Genomic DNA, 16,358 nt, shown 5'->3' with positions numbered 1-16,358 from the left:
CCATGACCACCACCCACCACCAACACCCCAACGACACCCGCATCGCTCAGGTCGGGCAGGCCGTCGAACGACTCCTCGACGCCATCGTCGCCAACCCCGACTACCAGCAGACCGGCTACGTCACCTACCAGCCCAGCCCCAACCAGCGCGGCCGGTGGCAGGCCGGGCCGCACTCGTGCAGCAACAACACGATCCACACCGCCGCACGCAATCAGCTCATCACGATCGAGGTTGCCGGACCGAACATCAGGACGCTCGCCCTCAGCCCAGACGGCTGCCGCCACGTCCGCGTCCGGCAGGCCCGCAGGTTCGTCGAGATCCTGGAGGGAGAGGTGACCACACTGGCCGAAATCGCCGCCCGCCCCGGCGATGACCAGTGCAAGACCGTCACCGTCGAGGCCACGGTCATCGCCATCGAGGAGAAGGAGAGCGAGAAGACCGGCAAGCTGTGGGCGATCCTCACTCTCGAGGATGCGGGGGTTCTGGGGGACGCGTGGCTTCACTCGCGCGGTTACGAGCGCCTCAAGGGGACGTTCGATGTCGGGGACCGGGTGCGCGTCACGGCGCCGCTCCGGTGGAAGTGGGATGGCCGCCTGCTCCTGCACGTGCAGGGCTTCCGGAAGGCGGACGCCTGATGACCCTGCACGTGATCCAGAAGTCCGGGGGCCTCGGCTCGTTCCACACAGCCGACTTCGTCGTCCGTAAGCACGGCAAGGAGAACGTCGTGCTCCTGTTCGCCGACACCTTGTGGGAGCACCCCGACCTGTACCGGTTCCTCGGTCAGACCAGCGACTACCTGGACATCACCCCGACTATCGTGTGCGACGGCCGGAACCCGTTCCAGGTGTATTTCGACCAGCACTTCCTCGGCAACAGCCGGCTCGCCCCCTGCACGAAGGAACTTAAGCAGAAGCCCTGCCGCCGGTGGCTGGAGGAGCACTGCGACCCGGCCGACACCATCCTGTACGTCGGCCTCGACGCCGCCGAGGAGCGCCGCGTGCCCGGCGTGGTGAAGGGGTGGGCGCCGTGGCGGGTCGAGTTCCCGCTGATGGATGACCCGACCTGGGACAAGGAGCGGATGAAGGCCGAGTGCGTCAAGCTCGGCATCGCCATCCCCCGCATGTACGAACTCGGCTTCCCGCACAACAACTGCCTGCACCCCGATACCCGCTACATCACGAGCGAGGGCATCAAGACCCTCCGGGAGACCTGCGGGCAGACCGTCCAGGTCCTCGGCCGCGGCGGCGGGTGGCGCGAGGCGACCATCCAGTCCTTCGGCGAGCAGCCCACGTACGAACTCCGGCTGAGGCGATACGCGGAGGAGATGACTGTGATCGCGACAGGCGATCACCTCTGGCCCGTACGCAAAGAGGCCGGGCGTTCCGACTATCGCTTCCATACGACTCTCGATCTCAAGGTCAGTGACCGCATCGCGGGCATGTACGGGCACGTCCGGCACAACGTCGTGCCGTCCACGATCGGGATCATGGCGGGGTTCACGTTCGGCGACGGCACCGCGCCCTCGCTGAACGGCCAGGTGCAGCCTGCCCGCGCCTACCTGTGCGGAGACAAGGACAAGGAGATGCTGCCCTACTTCGCCGGTTGCCGGACCAAGGAGCACAACGGCGTGATCCGGGTCCTCGACCTGCCCAGGTCATGGAAGCAACCGCCGCCGCTGAACGAGTCCCAGTCGTACCTGTATGGATGGCTGGCCGGATACTTCGCCGCTGACGGCAGCATGAGCAATGGCAACGCGGCCATCTACTCGGCGAGCCGAGCCCACCTGGAGACCGTGCACGACGTCGCGGCCAGGATCGGCATCGCAACGGGCCGCCTCCGCACCGCCATGCGGACCGGATACGGCGCCGAGCCGAGCCCGCTCTACAGCGTCTCGCTGGTCCTGGACACGCTCAGGGAGGACTTCTTCCTGCTGCCCCACCATCGGGAGGCGTTCCTCGCCCGCGCCACCAGGCAGCGGCCGGCTGATTGGGCTGTGGTCGAGGTCGTTCCGACCGGCCGTGTCGAGGAGGTCATGTGCGCGGTCGTCCCAGACGGGCACGTGTTCACGCTCGACGGAAACCTGCTCACGCACAACTGCCAGGGCAGTTGCGTCCGCGCGGGCCAGGCGCAGTGGCTGCTCACCCTGCGGGAGTTTCCGGAACGGTACGCCCTGGCCGAGGCCGAGGAGCAGCGTTTCCGGGAGGAGCACGGCAAGGACGTATCGATCCTCACCGAGACCGTGAACGGTGTGAAGCGCACGCTCACGCTCAGGACGCTGCGGCTTCGTGCGGAGGCGGGCCTGATCCATCGCCGCTCGCCTCGACCCGCTCAACGTCGCCGCAAGCCCGTGCAGGCCGTGAAGACGGAGCCGCTGTTCGAGATGGGGTGCCCAGCATGATCAGTGCTTTGACGCTCGCCGAGGTCATCGAACACGGCATGAACGCGGGCATGACGTACGCCGAGATCGCCAGCAAGGTGTTCCGCGCCCTGGTCGAGCACAACATCGGCCAGGCCACCGTGCCCGAGGATGACTTGCGCGTCATCGTCGAGATCGCCGCCGCGTACCTCGACATGTGCGAACCCCCGCCCGAGCGGGAGATGGCCGCGCTCGCGAACGTCCGTGCTCACCTCCAGGGGGCAATATGAAGCGCCGTCTCACCTTCGGCCGTCTGGCCGTCTACATCGAGCCGCGTGACCTGTGGGTCGGCGTCTACATCGCCTCGGCGGCGGTGTACGTGCTCCTCGTCCCAACGCTCGTCTTCCGCTGGGCGAGGAGGCCGCGGTGAAGTGGTATCCGCTTCGCACCACCGACTACCCACGCCCCGAACCCGGCCAGCTCATCGCCTTCCGTCACGCCGTGTGGCGCGTTGAGAAGGTAAGGGACCGGCCGCTGAGCGACGCCGACCGGGACAAGTGGCTGGACGCCGGGGCGCCGGACCCGGCCACCTGGCGGAGGCGCCCCTACCGCGTTGACGCTCAGTGGGTCGCTGGTGCCGAACCCAAGTGGCTCACCCCCGACCAGACCGGCGGCAAGATCGACGTCCCCGCCGACACGTACATGACGTGGAACGTGTACGTCGGGGGCCGGTGGCCGCAATGCTCCTGCTGCGGTGAGCCAATGCCATGCCGGGCCGAACTGGAAGACCAGCAGATCACGGCCAGTCTCAACAAGGTCGCCAAGATGGAGGCGATCCTGCCAGGCGCGTGCTGGGCTTGCTCAGAACCGATCACCACTCGGCAGAAGGCTGTCACCTACCTCGGCGACAACCTCGACCTGCCGGGCGGCCAGCAGCCCCGCTTCCACACCCGTTCCTCGTGCCGCGCCTTCGCGGAGCGGTACGAGGAACGCTGGCTGGCGGTAGACCCGCGGCGCGAGCGGCTGCTGACCTGGCCACCGTGCGGCGGCATCCTGCTCGTGCACGCCGATGGAGACAGCGAGTGCGTGGAAGGCCGGGACCCGCTCGGCCGCGACACCGAGCGGGTCCGGGACTGCCGGGGACACGACACCCACAACCACAGCGTGCATGTCACCTGCTACACGCGGGACCACTACTTCTCCCGCCCCGCGACCAATCAATGCCCGCGCAAGTGCGACCCAAGCAACCACCCGGGAACAGCCATGCGACCACGCCCAGAACGACGACTCCCGGACCCGCTGGTACAGGACGGAGAACTCCGCTGATGAGCATCTGGAGTGACCGAGCCGGGCGACTTCTCGACAGCGCCCGCGATCGGCTCAACGCAGGCGACGACCCTCTCCCCGACATCAGCGCGGCCGAGATGGCGCTACTGATCGAGGCAGGTGAACGCTCCCCCGACGAAATGGAGGGCTACCCCTTCCCCGGGGAAGACGACGAGGACGAGGGCTGCACATGTCCCCCCGATCTACGAGCACGCGGAGGATTCACCAGCGCCTGCGGATGCGGAGCTGGCCGCCGTGACTGACTCGCCCAGGCAGCTCACCCCCGAGCAGGCGCGCGTCCTCTACCCGTTCCTGGAGGCGGGCCGGCGCGGGCTCGCCGCAGCCAAGTGGCGGGTCGGCATGGACGCCGACGACCTGGTCGCACCGATCGTTCTTGCGGTCATCGCGGAAGTGCACCGGCGTGTCGTGGAGGGCGGGACGCTCGATGAACGAGTGTCTGCTGCCGCGGGCCTCATGGTCGTCCCGGTCGAACTCCTTCAAGCCCTCACCGACTCCGAGGAGTGCTCGTTCGACCATCACGGAGGCTGCCAGACCCACGGATACCTGTCGCTTGAGCCTGGTGAGCGCTGCCCGCAGGCCGAGGCCCAGGAGCTGCTGGCCGCGCTGAGGGAGCGCGAGGGGGGTGATGGCCGTGCCTGATCTCGTGATCCACCGGTTCGCGGGTGACTACGAGGCGCTGTCGAACTTCGCGCGCATCACGGTCACGCTCTACTCCTACCTGGAGCGGAAGCGCATCACCTACCCGACCGCCGAGCACGCGTTCAACGCGGCCAAGACGCTCGACCTCGCCGAGCGGGCTGCCATCACGGCGGCGGCTACGCCGGGGGAAGCGAAGCAGCTCGGCCGTCGTGCGACTCTGCGGCCGGGCTGGGACACGGCGATCCGGTACACGGCTATGCGGGCGATCCTGGCCGTGAAGTTCGCGCCCAGCAGCGTGGCCGGCCGGGTGCTGCTCGACACCGGCAACGCCATGCTGGTCGAGGGCAACACGTGGCATGACCAGCACTGGGGCGACTGCCGGTGCGGCCGGACGGCGTGCCGTGAGCCGGGCGGGAATTGGCTGGGCCGGATGCTCATGGATCGACGCACCGAACTACGCGGAGATTGGACTGAACGTGGCTGACCGTAGCGTGATCGGCGGCTGCACAATCGAGATCCTGGAACTGCCCGGCATCGTGTGCGGTGGCACGGCCGTCGCTGCCTACGAGATGGCGTGCGTGCACGAGCACATCACTCTCAACCTGCTGTGCGAGGGCTGCCTGGCCGCCGCCCTCGTCGGCGACGTGGTGTGCGGGCAGTGCCGGGACGCCGGCCACCGGGTGGCCAAACTGCCCGCACAAGCAGTGCCGTTGATCCACCCCCGCCACCACTCACAGGAAGACGATCACTATGCATGAACTCACCAGCGACATGGCCGAGCAGTACATCAAACGCCTGGAGCAGGACTTCGAGAACGCCGGAGACTGGAACGTACAGCCCACGCTCATGCTGATCTGCACGCCCGCCGGCCAGGATCCGAACAGCCTGGGTCTGATCGGCCTCGTGCCGGTCTTCCCCGACGAGTGGATCAGCACCGGGCAGCTCCCCGCCGACGCGCTGGAGAGCATCGACCCGGCCATGCTGTGCTCGCTCGTTCCCCCGCCGGTGACGCTCGTCGCGGTCGCGCTCACCTACGAGGCGGTCGCCCTGTCCGGGAAGGACGCGCGGCTGATCTACTGCGGCCTCGCTGACGGGACCCTCGTCGGAGCCGGCCGGGTGCGTGGCGAGCAGGTCGCGAACGTGAAGGTGTACTCGCCGGACCACGAGCACGACACCACCCCGGCCGCGGTCCGCCGCCTCGCCATCGCGGTCCTGGAGAGCACGTGACCGGGCCTGGTCCGGGCGCGACGTGCACGTGCCTCCTGATCGACCGCGAAGGCCAGCCGCCATGCGCGCAACCCATCGTCGCCCAGGCCGTCATGGGCTGCGTCAACGAGCATCTGGAGGAGGACTCGTTCTGCGCCTCCCATCTCAAGCTGGCCCGCGAGGGCGTGCTGAAATGCCTCGGGTGCGAGGTGCTCGGGCGGCGCGTGACGTCGTACGTGCTGGCCGAGATCCGGGACGGTGAGGTTGTCCGGGTGCTCGACGAGGAGCTGCTGATCGGGCAGTGACGTTCGTTGGCGGTTCCGCTTACGGTGGGAGCTCGACCCATTCCCTCAATGGGGCGGGCTCCCACAGCCGTGTCCAGGGGAAGGGGTTCGGGTGAGCGCAAGCCTGTTCGGGCTGGTCGCCGCGTGGCTGGAGACCCCGGCCGCGGACGGTATGACTCAGTCGGAGCGGCTGGTGCTGCTGCTGGTCGCCGAGCGGGCGAAGGACACCAACCGGCGCATGATCTCGTTCCGGTCCGACCGGCGTGACGACGGCACGAAGATCACGCTCACGGAGCTGCTCCAAGCACGGTCAGGGCTGACCGCGCGGGGCCTCGCCGACACCGTGCAACGCCTGGCCAAGCGCGGTCTGGAGATCCGGGTGCCGGTCGGCAAGGACAAGAACGGAACCGTCATGTACGCGCGGCGTGGCCACGCGACGGACTACATCCTGCCGGAACTACCGGCGTCGGTGAGGCTGCCGGAACCACCACCACGGCGCGCTCCGCACCAGTCCTGACCTGTGGATAACCACCTGCCAGACGATCATCATTCGCGAGTTAGGTCACGTCCAGACGTGAGCCGCGCGGGTCACGTCAGAGCGTGACCCGCAGGTCACGTCAGAGCGTGACCCATGTCCCTACATATGTCCCTACAAAACCTTGTCCCTACTGATCAACTAGCCGTCCGAACACCTACAGGTGGAAGTCCCCAACGATCACCTCGAAGCCTGTGGAAAACCAGGAAGGATCACCCATGCCCATCACCCACCACGACCCCAACCACCACCAACTCCTGTGGGAGAGCGACGACCACACCCAGTCCCTCACCATCAGCGCAACCGACCCCGAAGCCGCCGGCTGGCAACAAGCCCGCATCCACCAGTGGGCCTGCTGGCTCGACGTGTCCGGCACCGGCTTCGGGCTCGACGCCTACCACACCAGGAACCTCGCCGCACCCGCCCAATGCAGCAACGACACCGTCGAACGCACCGCCGCCATCCCCGCCGCGGCGCCGCACACCGACCTCACCCTCCACGTGGACACCGGCCTCGGCCGCATCACCCTCCGCGTCCACCGCGACGGCACCGACACCCGCAGCCGATCCGACATCCCCACCCGCGACTGCCCCACCATCGCCAACCTCCTCGACCAGCTCACCCCGTGACCAGGCCGCAGCCGACCACGCAGCCGAGCGCTCACCTCCTCGTCGCTGACGGGGTTGACCTGACACCAGCCGAGAGCGACGCGAACGACGCGCCACCGACGCGATGCAATGTCGCCGGAAAGGTCTTCATAGTGGCGCGAGAGGCGCGATCAGGCATGGTCTGGCAGTGAGAGACCATGCCGTGACCACAAACGCTCAGAGGCGCACACAGGCAAGATCCACAAGACGGAGTGAGACCACACCGGCCCCAGGCATGCCGTTGGGGTCGGTGGCTCGTGTTCTGCATTTGTCGGCTTTGGTTGACGTCTAGAGGTTTGGTCGTGTCCGTAATTCGATGCGGATTTCGGTGTCTGTGCTGGTCGCGCGAGTGTGCCTCACCCCATGCCGATAGTCTGGAGCCCCAGCTCAATAACGATTCGATCTCGTTATGGTCCGAAATCTGGACGGCTTGTCATGCGCATCACAAGCTCCTCTCATGCAGATCACACGCACGGCCACGGCGATCGGGAGAGCAGCGGGAACCGCCGCTCTCGCCGTCGCCGTGGTCATCACAGCAGGCCACATCGCCCCCGGCTTGATGCCGGGCGCGACCATGGCCGACATGGTCATCCAGGGTGGACGGATGGCCATGGACCCGACCGTCATGCCGACATGCCCCGAGCAGGATCCGCCCGTGGTGTGCATCGTCGGCCCTACCGGTCCCGCCGGACCCCAGGGTGTGACCGGACCGCAGGGACCCCAGGGCGAGCAGGGGCCCGCCGGACCGGCCGGGCCCGTGGGCCCTACCGGTGCCCAGGGGCCCACCGGGGAGCCCGGACCGACCGGACCCGCCGGGAGCGCCGGACCGACCGGAGCGCGCGGCGAGCAGGGACCCCAGGGACCCGCCGGACCCTCCGGAGCGTCCGGGGCATCCGGCGAGCCCGGAACCCCCGGACCGACCGGACCCGCCGGGAGCACCGGACCCACCGGAGCACACGGACAGCAGGGGCTACCCGGACAACCGGGAGCGCCGGGAACCAACGCTCAGGCCATCCCCACGGACGTAGAGCTGCCAACCCCCCGCGTGGCGTCCACAACGCCCCGCACCATCCCTACGGCGGACAGCACCACGCGCCCCATCCCGCCGTCTGCCGCCGATGTCCTCAGGGAAACCGGAGACAGTGACGCGTGGATCGCCCCCGCCGCATGGCTCGCGGTGATCCTCGCGGGCATCGGCGCAACCTGCTACGTGGTTTGGCGTCGCCGTCAGCGCGAAGCGCAGTTCGTTGGCGGTTCCGCCAACGAAACCGAGTAACCCCCCGCCCCCTCCCACCAGGGGAGGGGGCACCTACCCCGAAAGGGACCAGCAATGACCAGCACCAACACCCCCGCGTTCCAGATCAGCGACGACCTTCGCACCGCCGTCCGAGACGCGCTCACGGACCTCAACCGCGCCCTTGAGGGACACACCGGCAACAACCCGATGCTCAACGCGTACCGGCTCCCCGCCGCCCGCGCGACGCTGGCCGAAGTCGTCGCGATCGTGGACGCCGGGGGCACCCTGTACGACGGCCCCACCCCGACCGCGTACGCGGCCATGGACAAGGTCAGCGAGGCGGACCGCGCGTCGTGGTACGTGATGCCCGACCGCGCCGGAGCCGCCGCGCGCATCGCCGCCACGTGCGAGAAGTACGGCATCCCCGCCGACCACCTGATCGCCACACACGCGCCGTCCCAAGCGGAAGTCAAGGCCATGGTCGGCAGCTCCGACCCGCTGACCAAGATGGCGGAGATCCACGCGGAAGCGGCCAAGCGTGACGCGGAGAGGATCAAGGCCGAGCGCGCGAAGCGGATCAAGGACGCGGTTGCCGCCGCCAAGTCGCTGGCCAAGTTCAAGGGTGACCCCGCCCTGCCGTTCGCTCAGGCGATCGAGGAAGGCGCGGACCGCGCCGAACTCGCGCAGGCGTTCACGAGCGCCGGGCTCCCCGTCCCGCCGGAGGAGCCCGCCAAGCCCGCCGCGAAGCCCGCCGCCAAGAAGTAGCACCACCCCCGCGCGCCCCCGCGCCACCGGGGGCGCGCGGCCCCACCACCACCAGCAACGACCCCCAAGGGGAGATCATGACCAGCTTGCAGGCTCTAGCCGTCAACACCGCCGCAGCCGTCCGGCTCAGCAACACCGACCGCCACAAGCACCGGGACGAGTGCGGCATGTGCCGCCCTGACCAGGAGTGCCCCCGCGCGGCGGCCCTGTTCGCCGACCACCAGGCGCGCGTGCAGCGCTCCCGCTCCAACCTGCTTAGCTACGTGCCGCACGGATCGCTGATCACCTACGCCGGGGCACTAACCCGGATGCACGGCGAATGGTGGGTCAACAGCACGTGCGCAGACTGCGACCACACCGCGCTACGCCTCGTTCGGGGACGCGGCATGACGCTCTCTCACGTGCTGCTGTCCGAGATCACCAGCGCGCCCATCCTGCAACCCGGAGCCGGGGCGACGCTGCCCGCCGCACGAGGAGCCGCGCGCGAGCTTGCCGCGATCCTCGCCATGGGCAAGGTGGCGCTCCCGATGATCGTGGACATCAACGGGCTGGGCGCGTGCGCGCTGGCCTACCCGCGCGGAACGTATGACCACGAGATCAGCGTCGCGGAGTCCGCCGGAACCGAAGGAGCGTCGTACACGCTGGCAGCGTTGCGCGCGGTTCCCGTGCTGGCCAGCGCCACGACCAACGGCAACGCGGCAGGCGTCTCGGGAGTCACCGAAAGGCTGGTCAAGCTGCGCAAGGCGGCGATGGCCGTGACCCGCACGAAGCGCTAAGCCCGCCAGCAAGCCCCCGCGCGAGCCGTCGTGCGGGGGCTTTCGCACGTCCAAGATCACCCCGCCCTCCCCGTTCCAGCGCTCCGCCGGAGGTACCTTGGTTTCGTTTTGTCCGAATGGTTTTGATCTTGCCCGGTGTTTGTAGGGTGTCGTGATCGTTCGGTGGGCGTGGTGCGGGGAGGTTTTCGGATGTCGGGTGTGTGCGCGGGTCCGTGCAACAGGCAGGCGCGGGAGGCGTGGGCGGTGTTCCTCGCGGCGCGGGAGGCGCACGCGGATGCGGTCGATCGGTGGCTGGTCGAGGGCGGGGTGGGGGAGCCGCCGCCGGAGCCCGTCATGCCGGTGGTGGTGTGGCGGCCGGGGGAGCCGCTGCACTGCGGACGTTGCCGGGCGACGTGCCGTCGTGCGCTGCTGCTGGCCGACGAGCTGGCCGCGTCGCTGGCGGCGCGGCCGGGCGTCGTGAAGGCCCAATCGAAGTGGTCGAGGGTGCGAGGCACCAGGCCGCACGGCTCGCTGTCGAGGGAGGGCGACGTGGTGCACACGGTGACGGGGGAACTGCTCCGGTTACGCCGGGATGTGGGGGAGCGGCTGGAGTTGGCGGACCTGGTGCCGTCCGGCCGGTCGGGGGTGGTGCGGTCGAGGTCGGTGACGTGGCTGGTGGACAAGCTGGACGCGTTGCTCGCGCTGGAGGGGCTGACGGTGGTCTGTGGTGTGGAGGACCCGGAGCGGCCGGTGGAGCTCGGCGTGGTCGAGTGGGCTCTCGCGTGGGAATCCCGGTTGCGGCGCCTGGTGGACGACGAGCCCGGTGCGACGCTGGCGCGCTGCCCGGGATGCGGACTGCGGCGCCTGGAATGGTCGCCGCAGGCCGGCTACTACGTGTGCAACAACTGCGGGCGGCACGTCAGTGAGGCGGAGGCGATGGAGCGGGTGACGGAAGAGGCGGGATGATCACACGCATCCGGCGAGTGTGCGTCGCGTAGACGGCTCCAGACGAGCGGATGATCCCGTGGCGAACGCAGCCTCCAGGGTCGCGTCGAACGGCGCAGCAAAGAAGTGCGGCCACCACGTCAGTGAGGTGGAGGAGGGGGACCTGGATGATCAGGAGGTGGGGTGACTTGCTGTCAGGTGCAGGGCAGGATGTCTCTCCGGACCTTCGTTGGGTTCCCAAGTATGAGTGGCAACTCGCTTCCGGCCCATTGGGAAAGGCTGACCGGTCTGTTCCCATCACTCAGATCCCAGACGTCCACCGAACTCTTCAGATCCCGGACGCCCCCCGAGTCCTCCGAGCGCCCGTCCGACACGGCCAATCTGACTTTTTGCTCGGGGTCGTACAAGTTGCTCCCAGAGGGGCCGGGGTCAAAAGGAATGGGGACGGTGACTGATGCCTCGCTGCAAGCATCGATCACGACCGAGTAGATGTACGTCCCCTCGGCCGGGTCTGATGATGTGGCCCTCACCCACAACTGGGCTCGGCGAGAGTTGGCGTTGCGGATGTTGTAGCGGGCTCCCCCGAGAGATGGCCCGCCCGAAACTTCGATGTTTCGGATGAACGCCGTTCTCGCATTGGCTTCTGCCTCGGCCTTGGCCTTCTCCTTCTCGCGCTTGTCCTCAGTGCGTTGCGCGAGTGCGTCGGTCCGCTGCCGTTCGCTTATCTCCAAGGCGTTCATGGAGATGAGGAGCGCAGGCACCGCCGTGAGGCTGCCGATGATGCCTGCGATGGCGACCCAGAGTTGGATGGACGTGAGCTTGTAGCGGAGGAGGCGTCGCGGCCGGAGGGCGGTGATGCGCACGGTATCGCGAGGCGGCCTGCGCAGGAGCGGCGACCGCCGCGGGGGTTTCCGTCCCATGAACCAATTGTGGTGCGGCGGGGCTTATGATCGCGCAGCGAGGCGGGGGAGTGAGATCGTTTGTGGTTCCACGAGCGATGGGAAGCGAGCACTGGAGCCCGCGCACGTGGTCGAGTCGCGCGACGCCGAGCCTTGATCAGCCTGACTCTTGGGCGTGGCGCGCATCGCTGAAACCCACCAGGTAGGCGCAGTGATAGTCCACCATCTCATCGAGAGTGCAACTGTCCGTCAGATCGAAGTGCTCGGCCAGCTCTCGTTCCTGCCGGACACGGGTTCGACCCTCCAGATAATCCTGACGGCCTAGGGCGGTCATCTTTCGCTCCATCATGTGCCTTTTGAGCGTCCGGACGCGCTGTGTCTCCGTTTCCTGAATGGCCTGCTCAAAGGCTTCATGACACTCGACCATGATCTCGTAGGTTTTGCGGTCGATCAGCCCAAGCCTCACTGCCACCATTCTCATGTCGTGCGGTATCCGGAAGCTTCCCGTTGCAACCTTGACGCCGATCTCCCGTGCTGCCTTCAGCAAGTCCGCGTCTACCGGCGCTATCACCATTGGGTTTCCTCCCTGGCGCTGTGGCTGCCAATGATCGTAGAAGAAGCCTGCCTGGTGGCGGTCAACCAGCCGTTGATGTTGGGTGCAACCAAGACCAGTTCCTTGCTACCTCTTGCCAAGCATGTATGACCTGGTCAGGGACGGGGATCGTCATAGATTCCGCCTCTCGCACGACGTGAACGGCCGGAGTCCGGAGCTGACCCTGGGCACGAAGAGAGGCCCGCCGCGCTGGTGCGCGACGGGCCTCTCTCCCCCCGGGGGGTTCGGGTCTACTCGACGACCTCGACGGCGTCCCCGTCCTCGTCCTCGGTCGTGTCGTCGGCCCCGGCCTCGGTCTCGGGGGTGGCCTCCGACTCGTACTCGGGCATCGTCTGTCCTTTCGCGAGGAGTTGCTGCTTCGGCATCATCATGTCGTCTCGTTGGCGGTTCCGCACACGTTCCGCGAAATTGCCTGCGGGCCAGGGATGTTGGCGGTGCCGCCAACGGTTGCGCCCAATGGATCTTCTGTGTCACACTTCCTGCGGGCGGCACACCTATGCCCAGCGGACCCCCTTGTGAGCTGGGCTTAAGCGGAACGCGGGACTGGACGCGTTTCTGCCGGTGCGTGTGCCGCCCCCACTCTTTCCTATTCGGCCGGTCGCGTTCGCGCGTGTACGGCCATCACAGCAGCTCAATTTCTGGACGGAAGCGGGGTGGACGTGACCCCGCCTGCTCCCGTGACCGCGCGCCAGGCCGCCGAACGGCTGGAGCGTGAGCCGTGCACGATCCGCAAGTGGGCGCAGCGCTACCAGGTACGCACCTTCGGCCGCGCCGGGCGGGAGACCGTGTACGACTTCGCCGACCTGGCCACGATCGAGTGGTGCATCTGGGCCGGCCGCGAGGTCCCGGCCACGGCGGAGGACCGCGACGAGCTCCGAGCCGCCCGTCGAGCCGCCGCCGCGTAACCGATAGCTGAGGCTCACCAGTCGTCGGAGTTGAAGGTCTCCGGGTCGTGGCTGGTGAACCAGACCGCTTCCGCGTTGGCGCCCGCCTCCCGGTCACGCCACACACTGCCATCCACATATGCCCGATCGCGCTGCAACGCGGCGATCCGGTCCCGTACCTTCTGCTCGGCGGCGCTGACCGGCAGCTTCTTTCGCCTACCCGTAGCCTTTGCGGCGGCGCGGGCGCGGTCAAACTCGGCCTGCTTGGGCTTGAGCTTCGCGGACTCGGCGGAGATCTGCTCCAACATCGCGGTACGTTCGGCGGCGATCTCGCGCAGCTCGGCCCGTACCGCCTTCTCCTCCGGGCTGACCTTGGATTCCTTGCCGCTCTGCCGCACACCGGTCTCCGCGTGCACCTGGTTGCGTTGCCGATCGAAGTCGGCCCGCATTTTGAGCAGCTCGGCCTCGCGTGCGGACATCTCGAGCCCGCGCTTCATGCGCGGCGTGAGCGGGGGCCGCTCGTTCGGAGCGTGGGTGCTCATCTGCTCATCGTCGCATCGACCTGGCTTGCCTTTAAGGAGATACCCTCGTGCAGCTCAAGCCCCGCGTGCGCATCGTCGGCGCCGAACGTCACCAGCTCGCCCAGGCCCTCGCTGGCCGGTACGCCGCGGGTGAGTCCATCCGCGCCCTCGCGCTGTCGATCGGCCGCTCATACGGGTTCATCAACCAGCTCCTGAAGGAGGCGGGCGCCGAGCTTCGCCACCGCGGCGGCGATCAGCGCGCCCGGCCCGCCAAGGCGGCGCGGTGACGCCCGCCGAGATCGCCGCAACCAAGGCGGCGGAGCTGCTGGACAAGGCCGAGGAACACATCCTCGACGAGAGGATCGTGAAGAACCTCGTGGCCATCGCAGACGGGTGGATGCGGCTGCACGCCACGCTGGTCACCAGCACGTTCATGGGGGAAGGTCCTTGATCGTGCAGGGTTCCCCGAGGACATGTCCATGTCCAGGCGGCGTACCACCGCGGGGAACCCTGCGCTCGGCTCTCAGCCCCGGAGGAGCTGCTACTCGCCGGGCGACACCGACCATGCTCTGAACATAGCGGGGCCCGCCGACATCGCGGCGGGCCCCAAAATTGATCTATTGGACGTAGCTGCGGAACCGTTCGGCCGCCGCTCGCGCGGCGGGGATTGCTTCAGCGGGCGGGATGTCGCCGATGTAGAGCGAATCCGAGTCCTTGCCGAGGAACATCATCACGTGGTCGGCCTCGATGCCCCTGGCCACGTCGTCGTAGAGTGTGCTCACCTCCGAGTGATCGTCGGGAATCTCCGCGTGAGGGTGGCCAGCGAGTGCGATCCGGATTGCTCCGTCCGGGTCCATGTCGGGCAGCATGCCCTGAAGGATGTTGGCTACCTGATCGAGGAAGTCGGCTGCGCGTGCCCAGTCGGTCACGGCTCCTCCTTCGGCGAGCGGATCCGGGTGGCGGCCGAGCGGGCGGCGGGGATTGCCTCGTCCCTGATCAGGCTCATCACGTCCAGCGGATCAGAGCCCACACCGATGAACAGGTCGGCGTGGGCGCAGGTGAGCTCGATCTCGGCGTCCTCGAACACTTGGATCGCGTCCTGCCCGTCCGGCACTGGCGAGCCCTCGTTGCAGGCCGCCCGCTCCAGGGCTGTGCACGGGTGCAGGCCGGAGTCGGCCTCCATGAGAGTGGCCGCCAGGTCGAGAACCTGCGCGGCCACGTGAGGGCACCGCTCGCGCGGCCCTCCGTAGTAGGGCAGGAAGCAAGGCGGTTCGCAGTACCACTCGGGGAACTTGACGACGGAGCCGGTCATGGGCACCTCGCCAGTTCGAGGCCGTGGGCCTGCTCCCACATCACGTCGGGGATCGCGTCGATGTCGTTCTCCTCGACGTGCGACTGGCCGCTGTAGTCGATCCGGTGGAACAGCTCGGCCATGTGCCTGGCCGCGACCCGGGCCTCCATGTGGGGGATTCGGCGGACGTGGGTGCTGGCGAGGTCGGCGCCGGACGTCTCGCAGTACTGCATCTCGATGACCCTGGCCGCGATGTAGTACGCCTCCATCTCCGGGCTGTCGTATGTGAGGTCAGGTGTCTCGCCCCAGACAGCCCGCTTCAGTGCCTGGTCCGGGTCGAGGTCGTGGTCGCCGAGCATGATGTCGGCCGCCCGCTCCAGCACGTACGCGAGGTGCGCGAAGCTGGCCATCACCTCACCATCCCCGCGACCGCGATCTGCGAGGCGACGCCCAAACCATGCTCGGCCGGAATCGACACCTGATGGGTTAGCGTGCCGTCGTTGAAGACGGCGAAGTCCACGCCCTCCAAGGAGACCACGACACGGAACATGAGGACGGCGTCCTCGTTGATCGCGACGTGAAGTTCACGCCCGCGCGACCGATCGGCGAGCAGGTCCACGAGCTTGACGACGACCATGTGCTTGAGGCCGAAAGTGCGGCCGGACACGTTCAGCAGCACGGCGCCCTCCGGAGCCCCTGCCGGCGCGGGTCGCACATCCAGGTAGGTGCCGTCCGATCCGGCGTACGTTGGGTTCGTCGTTTCACTCACCGAGGTCCACCTCCCCGCCGACGTAGGCGGCCGAGCAGGCGCTGATCTCGTCCGGCGTGTGCTGGGCGTACAGCTTGCCGCAGTGGCAGAGTCCCAGGAGGTCACTCATCGCAGGTGACCTCCTTGATCGCGGCCCGAACCGCGTCGGAACAGCCGTGCGGGAGAGTCACCTTGGCGTTACTCCCGCAGGCCGGGAAGCTGAGCGTGAGCGTCAGACCGTCCGGCGCCGAGGTGGCGGTCAGCCACAGGGAGCCATCCGGGTCCTTGAGCATGAGCGTGACGTGGCCGGGCTTGGCGTTCGGGCCAAGCAGGCGGAGCACCCGGTTGAGGTCGGCAGGCTCCAGGCCGAAGAGGATGCCGGACACGTTGACGATGACCGACCCGGGCGGGGCGTCCGGGAGCGCGTCGATCACATCGAAGTACGTGCCGTCCGCGCAGATGTAAAGCGACGTGTACTTGAAGGGCGCTTCGGCGGTGGTGTCATACATCCCGCACCACCGGCGCGTCCGGGTGGGCCGGGCACGCGCCGTCCCACGAGAAATGAACGTGATACGTGCCGGACAGCCCGCACGCGATGCGTGGGTCGGCTGAGCAGTTGAAGGTGCATGTGCAGTTCACGGTGGTATCCCTTTCGCGAGGAATTTCGACGCCACCGTACGACCGGC

The 16,358-nt window shown here is 68.0% G+C and carries 27 protein-coding genes; 18 read left to right on the top strand and 9 right to left on the bottom strand.

The window, feature by feature from the left end; genetic code table 11:
* Nucleotides 1-2: 2 nt before the first annotated feature.
* The 15 genes from ACZ6S0_RS46170 to ACZ6S0_RS46100 all read left to right on the top strand — a co-directional run bounded on the left by ACZ6S0_RS46170 (nucleotide 3) and on the right by ACZ6S0_RS46100 (nucleotide 10,737).
* On the top strand, nucleotides 3-635 hold the full coding sequence (locus ACZ6S0_RS46170; protein WP_465926216.1) for a hypothetical protein: 633 nt from the start codon (nucleotides 3-5) through the stop codon (nucleotides 633-635).
* Nucleotides 635-2,398, top strand: coding sequence for an LAGLIDADG family homing endonuclease (locus ACZ6S0_RS46165; RefSeq protein WP_465926214.1), 1,764 nt, complete (start codon nucleotides 635-637; stop codon nucleotides 2,396-2,398). Before ACZ6S0_RS46170 ends, ACZ6S0_RS46165 begins: the two co-directional genes overlap by 1 nt.
* Nucleotides 2,395-2,646, top strand: a complete 252-nt coding sequence (locus tag ACZ6S0_RS46160; protein ID WP_465926212.1) for a hypothetical protein — start codon at nucleotides 2,395-2,397, stop codon at nucleotides 2,644-2,646. Before ACZ6S0_RS46165 ends, ACZ6S0_RS46160 begins: the two co-directional genes overlap by 4 nt.
* Complete coding sequence (locus ACZ6S0_RS46155; RefSeq protein WP_465926210.1) at nucleotides 2,643-2,786, top strand: hypothetical protein; 144 nt, start codon at nucleotides 2,643-2,645, stop codon at nucleotides 2,784-2,786. The genes ACZ6S0_RS46160 and ACZ6S0_RS46155 overlap by 4 nt, the downstream gene beginning before the upstream one ends.
* A complete protein-coding gene (locus tag ACZ6S0_RS46150) occupies nucleotides 2,783-3,682 on the top strand; it encodes a hypothetical protein (protein ID WP_465926208.1) in 900 nt (299 codons plus the stop codon). Before ACZ6S0_RS46155 ends, ACZ6S0_RS46150 begins: the two co-directional genes overlap by 4 nt.
* Before the next feature lie 255 nt (nucleotides 3,683-3,937).
* The gene (locus ACZ6S0_RS46145) at nucleotides 3,938-4,342 is read left to right on the top strand and encodes a hypothetical protein (RefSeq protein ID WP_465926206.1); all 405 of its coding nucleotides are present in this window, start codon (nucleotides 3,938-3,940) and stop codon (nucleotides 4,340-4,342) included.
* Nucleotides 4,335-4,826 (top strand): NADAR family protein, encoded by a 492-nt coding sequence (locus ACZ6S0_RS46140; RefSeq protein WP_465926204.1) that lies wholly within the window; start codon nucleotides 4,335-4,337, stop codon nucleotides 4,824-4,826. Before ACZ6S0_RS46145 ends, ACZ6S0_RS46140 begins: the two co-directional genes overlap by 8 nt.
* On the top strand, nucleotides 4,819-5,100 hold the full coding sequence (locus tag ACZ6S0_RS46135; RefSeq protein ID WP_465926202.1) for a hypothetical protein: 282 nt from the start codon (nucleotides 4,819-4,821) through the stop codon (nucleotides 5,098-5,100). Before ACZ6S0_RS46140 ends, ACZ6S0_RS46135 begins: the two co-directional genes overlap by 8 nt.
* Entirely contained in the window at nucleotides 5,093-5,569 is a 477-nt protein-coding gene (locus ACZ6S0_RS46130) for a hypothetical protein (RefSeq protein ID WP_465926200.1), read from the top strand. Before ACZ6S0_RS46135 ends, ACZ6S0_RS46130 begins: the two co-directional genes overlap by 8 nt.
* On the top strand, nucleotides 5,566-5,853 hold the full coding sequence (locus ACZ6S0_RS46125; protein WP_465926198.1) for a hypothetical protein: 288 nt from the start codon (nucleotides 5,566-5,568) through the stop codon (nucleotides 5,851-5,853). Before ACZ6S0_RS46130 ends, ACZ6S0_RS46125 begins: the two co-directional genes overlap by 4 nt.
* Before the next feature lie 91 nt (nucleotides 5,854-5,944).
* Nucleotides 5,945-6,349 (top strand): hypothetical protein, encoded by a 405-nt coding sequence (locus ACZ6S0_RS46120; RefSeq protein ID WP_465926196.1) that lies wholly within the window; start codon nucleotides 5,945-5,947, stop codon nucleotides 6,347-6,349.
* 236 nt (nucleotides 6,350-6,585) lie between these two features.
* Nucleotides 6,586-6,996, top strand: a complete 411-nt coding sequence (locus tag ACZ6S0_RS46115) for a hypothetical protein (RefSeq protein ID WP_465926194.1) — start codon at nucleotides 6,586-6,588, stop codon at nucleotides 6,994-6,996.
* 1,348 nt (nucleotides 6,997-8,344) lie between these two features.
* A complete protein-coding gene (locus ACZ6S0_RS46110) occupies nucleotides 8,345-9,016 on the top strand; it encodes a hypothetical protein (protein ID WP_465926193.1) in 672 nt (223 codons plus the stop codon).
* A gap of 77 nt (nucleotides 9,017-9,093) precedes the next feature.
* Complete coding sequence (locus ACZ6S0_RS46105; RefSeq protein ID WP_465926192.1) at nucleotides 9,094-9,792, top strand: hypothetical protein; 699 nt, start codon at nucleotides 9,094-9,096, stop codon at nucleotides 9,790-9,792.
* A gap of 189 nt (nucleotides 9,793-9,981) precedes the next feature.
* Complete coding sequence (locus ACZ6S0_RS46100; RefSeq protein WP_465926191.1) at nucleotides 9,982-10,737, top strand: TFIIB-type zinc ribbon-containing protein; 756 nt, start codon at nucleotides 9,982-9,984, stop codon at nucleotides 10,735-10,737.
* A 173-nt stretch (nucleotides 10,738-10,910) separates the two neighbouring features.
* On the opposite strand, the gene ACZ6S0_RS46095 is transcribed toward ACZ6S0_RS46100, so the two are convergent.
* The 3 genes from ACZ6S0_RS46095 to ACZ6S0_RS46085 all read right to left on the bottom strand — a co-directional run bounded on the left by ACZ6S0_RS46095 (nucleotide 10,911) and on the right by ACZ6S0_RS46085 (nucleotide 12,599).
* Complete coding sequence (locus ACZ6S0_RS46095; RefSeq protein WP_465926189.1) at nucleotides 10,911-11,636, bottom strand: hypothetical protein; 726 nt, start codon at nucleotides 11,634-11,636, stop codon at nucleotides 10,911-10,913.
* Nucleotides 11,637-11,772: 136 nt separating this feature from the next.
* A complete protein-coding gene (locus ACZ6S0_RS46090; RefSeq protein WP_465926187.1) occupies nucleotides 11,773-12,189 on the bottom strand; it encodes a hypothetical protein in 417 nt (138 codons plus the stop codon).
* Nucleotides 12,190-12,458: 269 nt separating this feature from the next.
* Entirely contained in the window at nucleotides 12,459-12,599 is a 141-nt protein-coding gene (locus ACZ6S0_RS46085; RefSeq protein WP_465926185.1) for a hypothetical protein, read from the bottom strand.
* 306 nt (nucleotides 12,600-12,905) lie between these two features.
* On the opposite strand from ACZ6S0_RS46085, the gene ACZ6S0_RS46080 reads away from it, so the two are divergent.
* Nucleotides 12,906-13,133, top strand: coding sequence for a hypothetical protein (locus tag ACZ6S0_RS46080; RefSeq protein WP_465926183.1), 228 nt, complete (start codon nucleotides 12,906-12,908; stop codon nucleotides 13,131-13,133).
* Nucleotides 13,134-13,147: 14 nt separating this feature from the next.
* Here the strand turns inward: ACZ6S0_RS46080 and ACZ6S0_RS46075 are convergent, their stop codons facing one another.
* A complete protein-coding gene (locus tag ACZ6S0_RS46075) occupies nucleotides 13,148-13,654 on the bottom strand; it encodes a hypothetical protein (protein WP_465926181.1) in 507 nt (168 codons plus the stop codon).
* 47 nt (nucleotides 13,655-13,701) lie between these two features.
* Between ACZ6S0_RS46075 and ACZ6S0_RS46070 the strand changes: the two genes are divergently transcribed.
* Nucleotides 13,702-13,920 (top strand): helix-turn-helix domain-containing protein, encoded by a 219-nt coding sequence (locus ACZ6S0_RS46070; RefSeq protein ID WP_465926179.1) that lies wholly within the window; start codon nucleotides 13,702-13,704, stop codon nucleotides 13,918-13,920.
* Complete coding sequence (locus ACZ6S0_RS46065; protein WP_465926177.1) at nucleotides 13,917-14,084, top strand: hypothetical protein; 168 nt, start codon at nucleotides 13,917-13,919, stop codon at nucleotides 14,082-14,084. Before ACZ6S0_RS46070 ends, ACZ6S0_RS46065 begins: the two co-directional genes overlap by 4 nt.
* 166 nt (nucleotides 14,085-14,250) lie before the next feature.
* Here the strand turns inward: ACZ6S0_RS46065 and ACZ6S0_RS46060 are convergent, their stop codons facing one another.
* The 5 genes from ACZ6S0_RS46060 to ACZ6S0_RS46040 form a co-directional block, all read right to left on the bottom strand.
* Nucleotides 14,251-14,562, bottom strand: a complete 312-nt coding sequence (locus ACZ6S0_RS46060) for a hypothetical protein (protein WP_465926175.1) — start codon at nucleotides 14,560-14,562, stop codon at nucleotides 14,251-14,253.
* Nucleotides 14,559-14,945, bottom strand: coding sequence for a hypothetical protein (locus ACZ6S0_RS46055; RefSeq protein WP_465926173.1), 387 nt, complete (start codon nucleotides 14,943-14,945; stop codon nucleotides 14,559-14,561). The genes ACZ6S0_RS46060 and ACZ6S0_RS46055 overlap by 4 nt, the downstream gene beginning before the upstream one ends.
* A complete protein-coding gene (locus tag ACZ6S0_RS46050; protein WP_465926171.1) occupies nucleotides 14,942-15,334 on the bottom strand; it encodes a hypothetical protein in 393 nt (130 codons plus the stop codon). Before ACZ6S0_RS46050 ends, ACZ6S0_RS46055 begins: the two co-directional genes overlap by 4 nt.
* Nucleotides 15,334-15,693 (bottom strand): hypothetical protein, encoded by a 360-nt coding sequence (locus ACZ6S0_RS46045; protein ID WP_465926169.1) that lies wholly within the window; start codon nucleotides 15,691-15,693, stop codon nucleotides 15,334-15,336. Before ACZ6S0_RS46045 ends, ACZ6S0_RS46050 begins: the two co-directional genes overlap by 1 nt.
* A 101-nt stretch (nucleotides 15,694-15,794) precedes the next feature.
* Nucleotides 15,795-16,181: a hypothetical protein gene (locus tag ACZ6S0_RS46040; protein ID WP_465926167.1), complete on the bottom strand. Its 387-nt coding sequence runs from the start codon at nucleotides 16,179-16,181 to the stop codon at nucleotides 15,795-15,797.
* Nucleotides 16,182-16,358: the final 177 nt, after the last annotated feature.

Source organism: Nonomuraea sp. NPDC051298 (assembly GCF_055586305.1).
The sequence above is the reverse complement of the archived record's forward strand: the minus strand, read 5'-3'. Positions and strand labels throughout refer to the sequence as shown.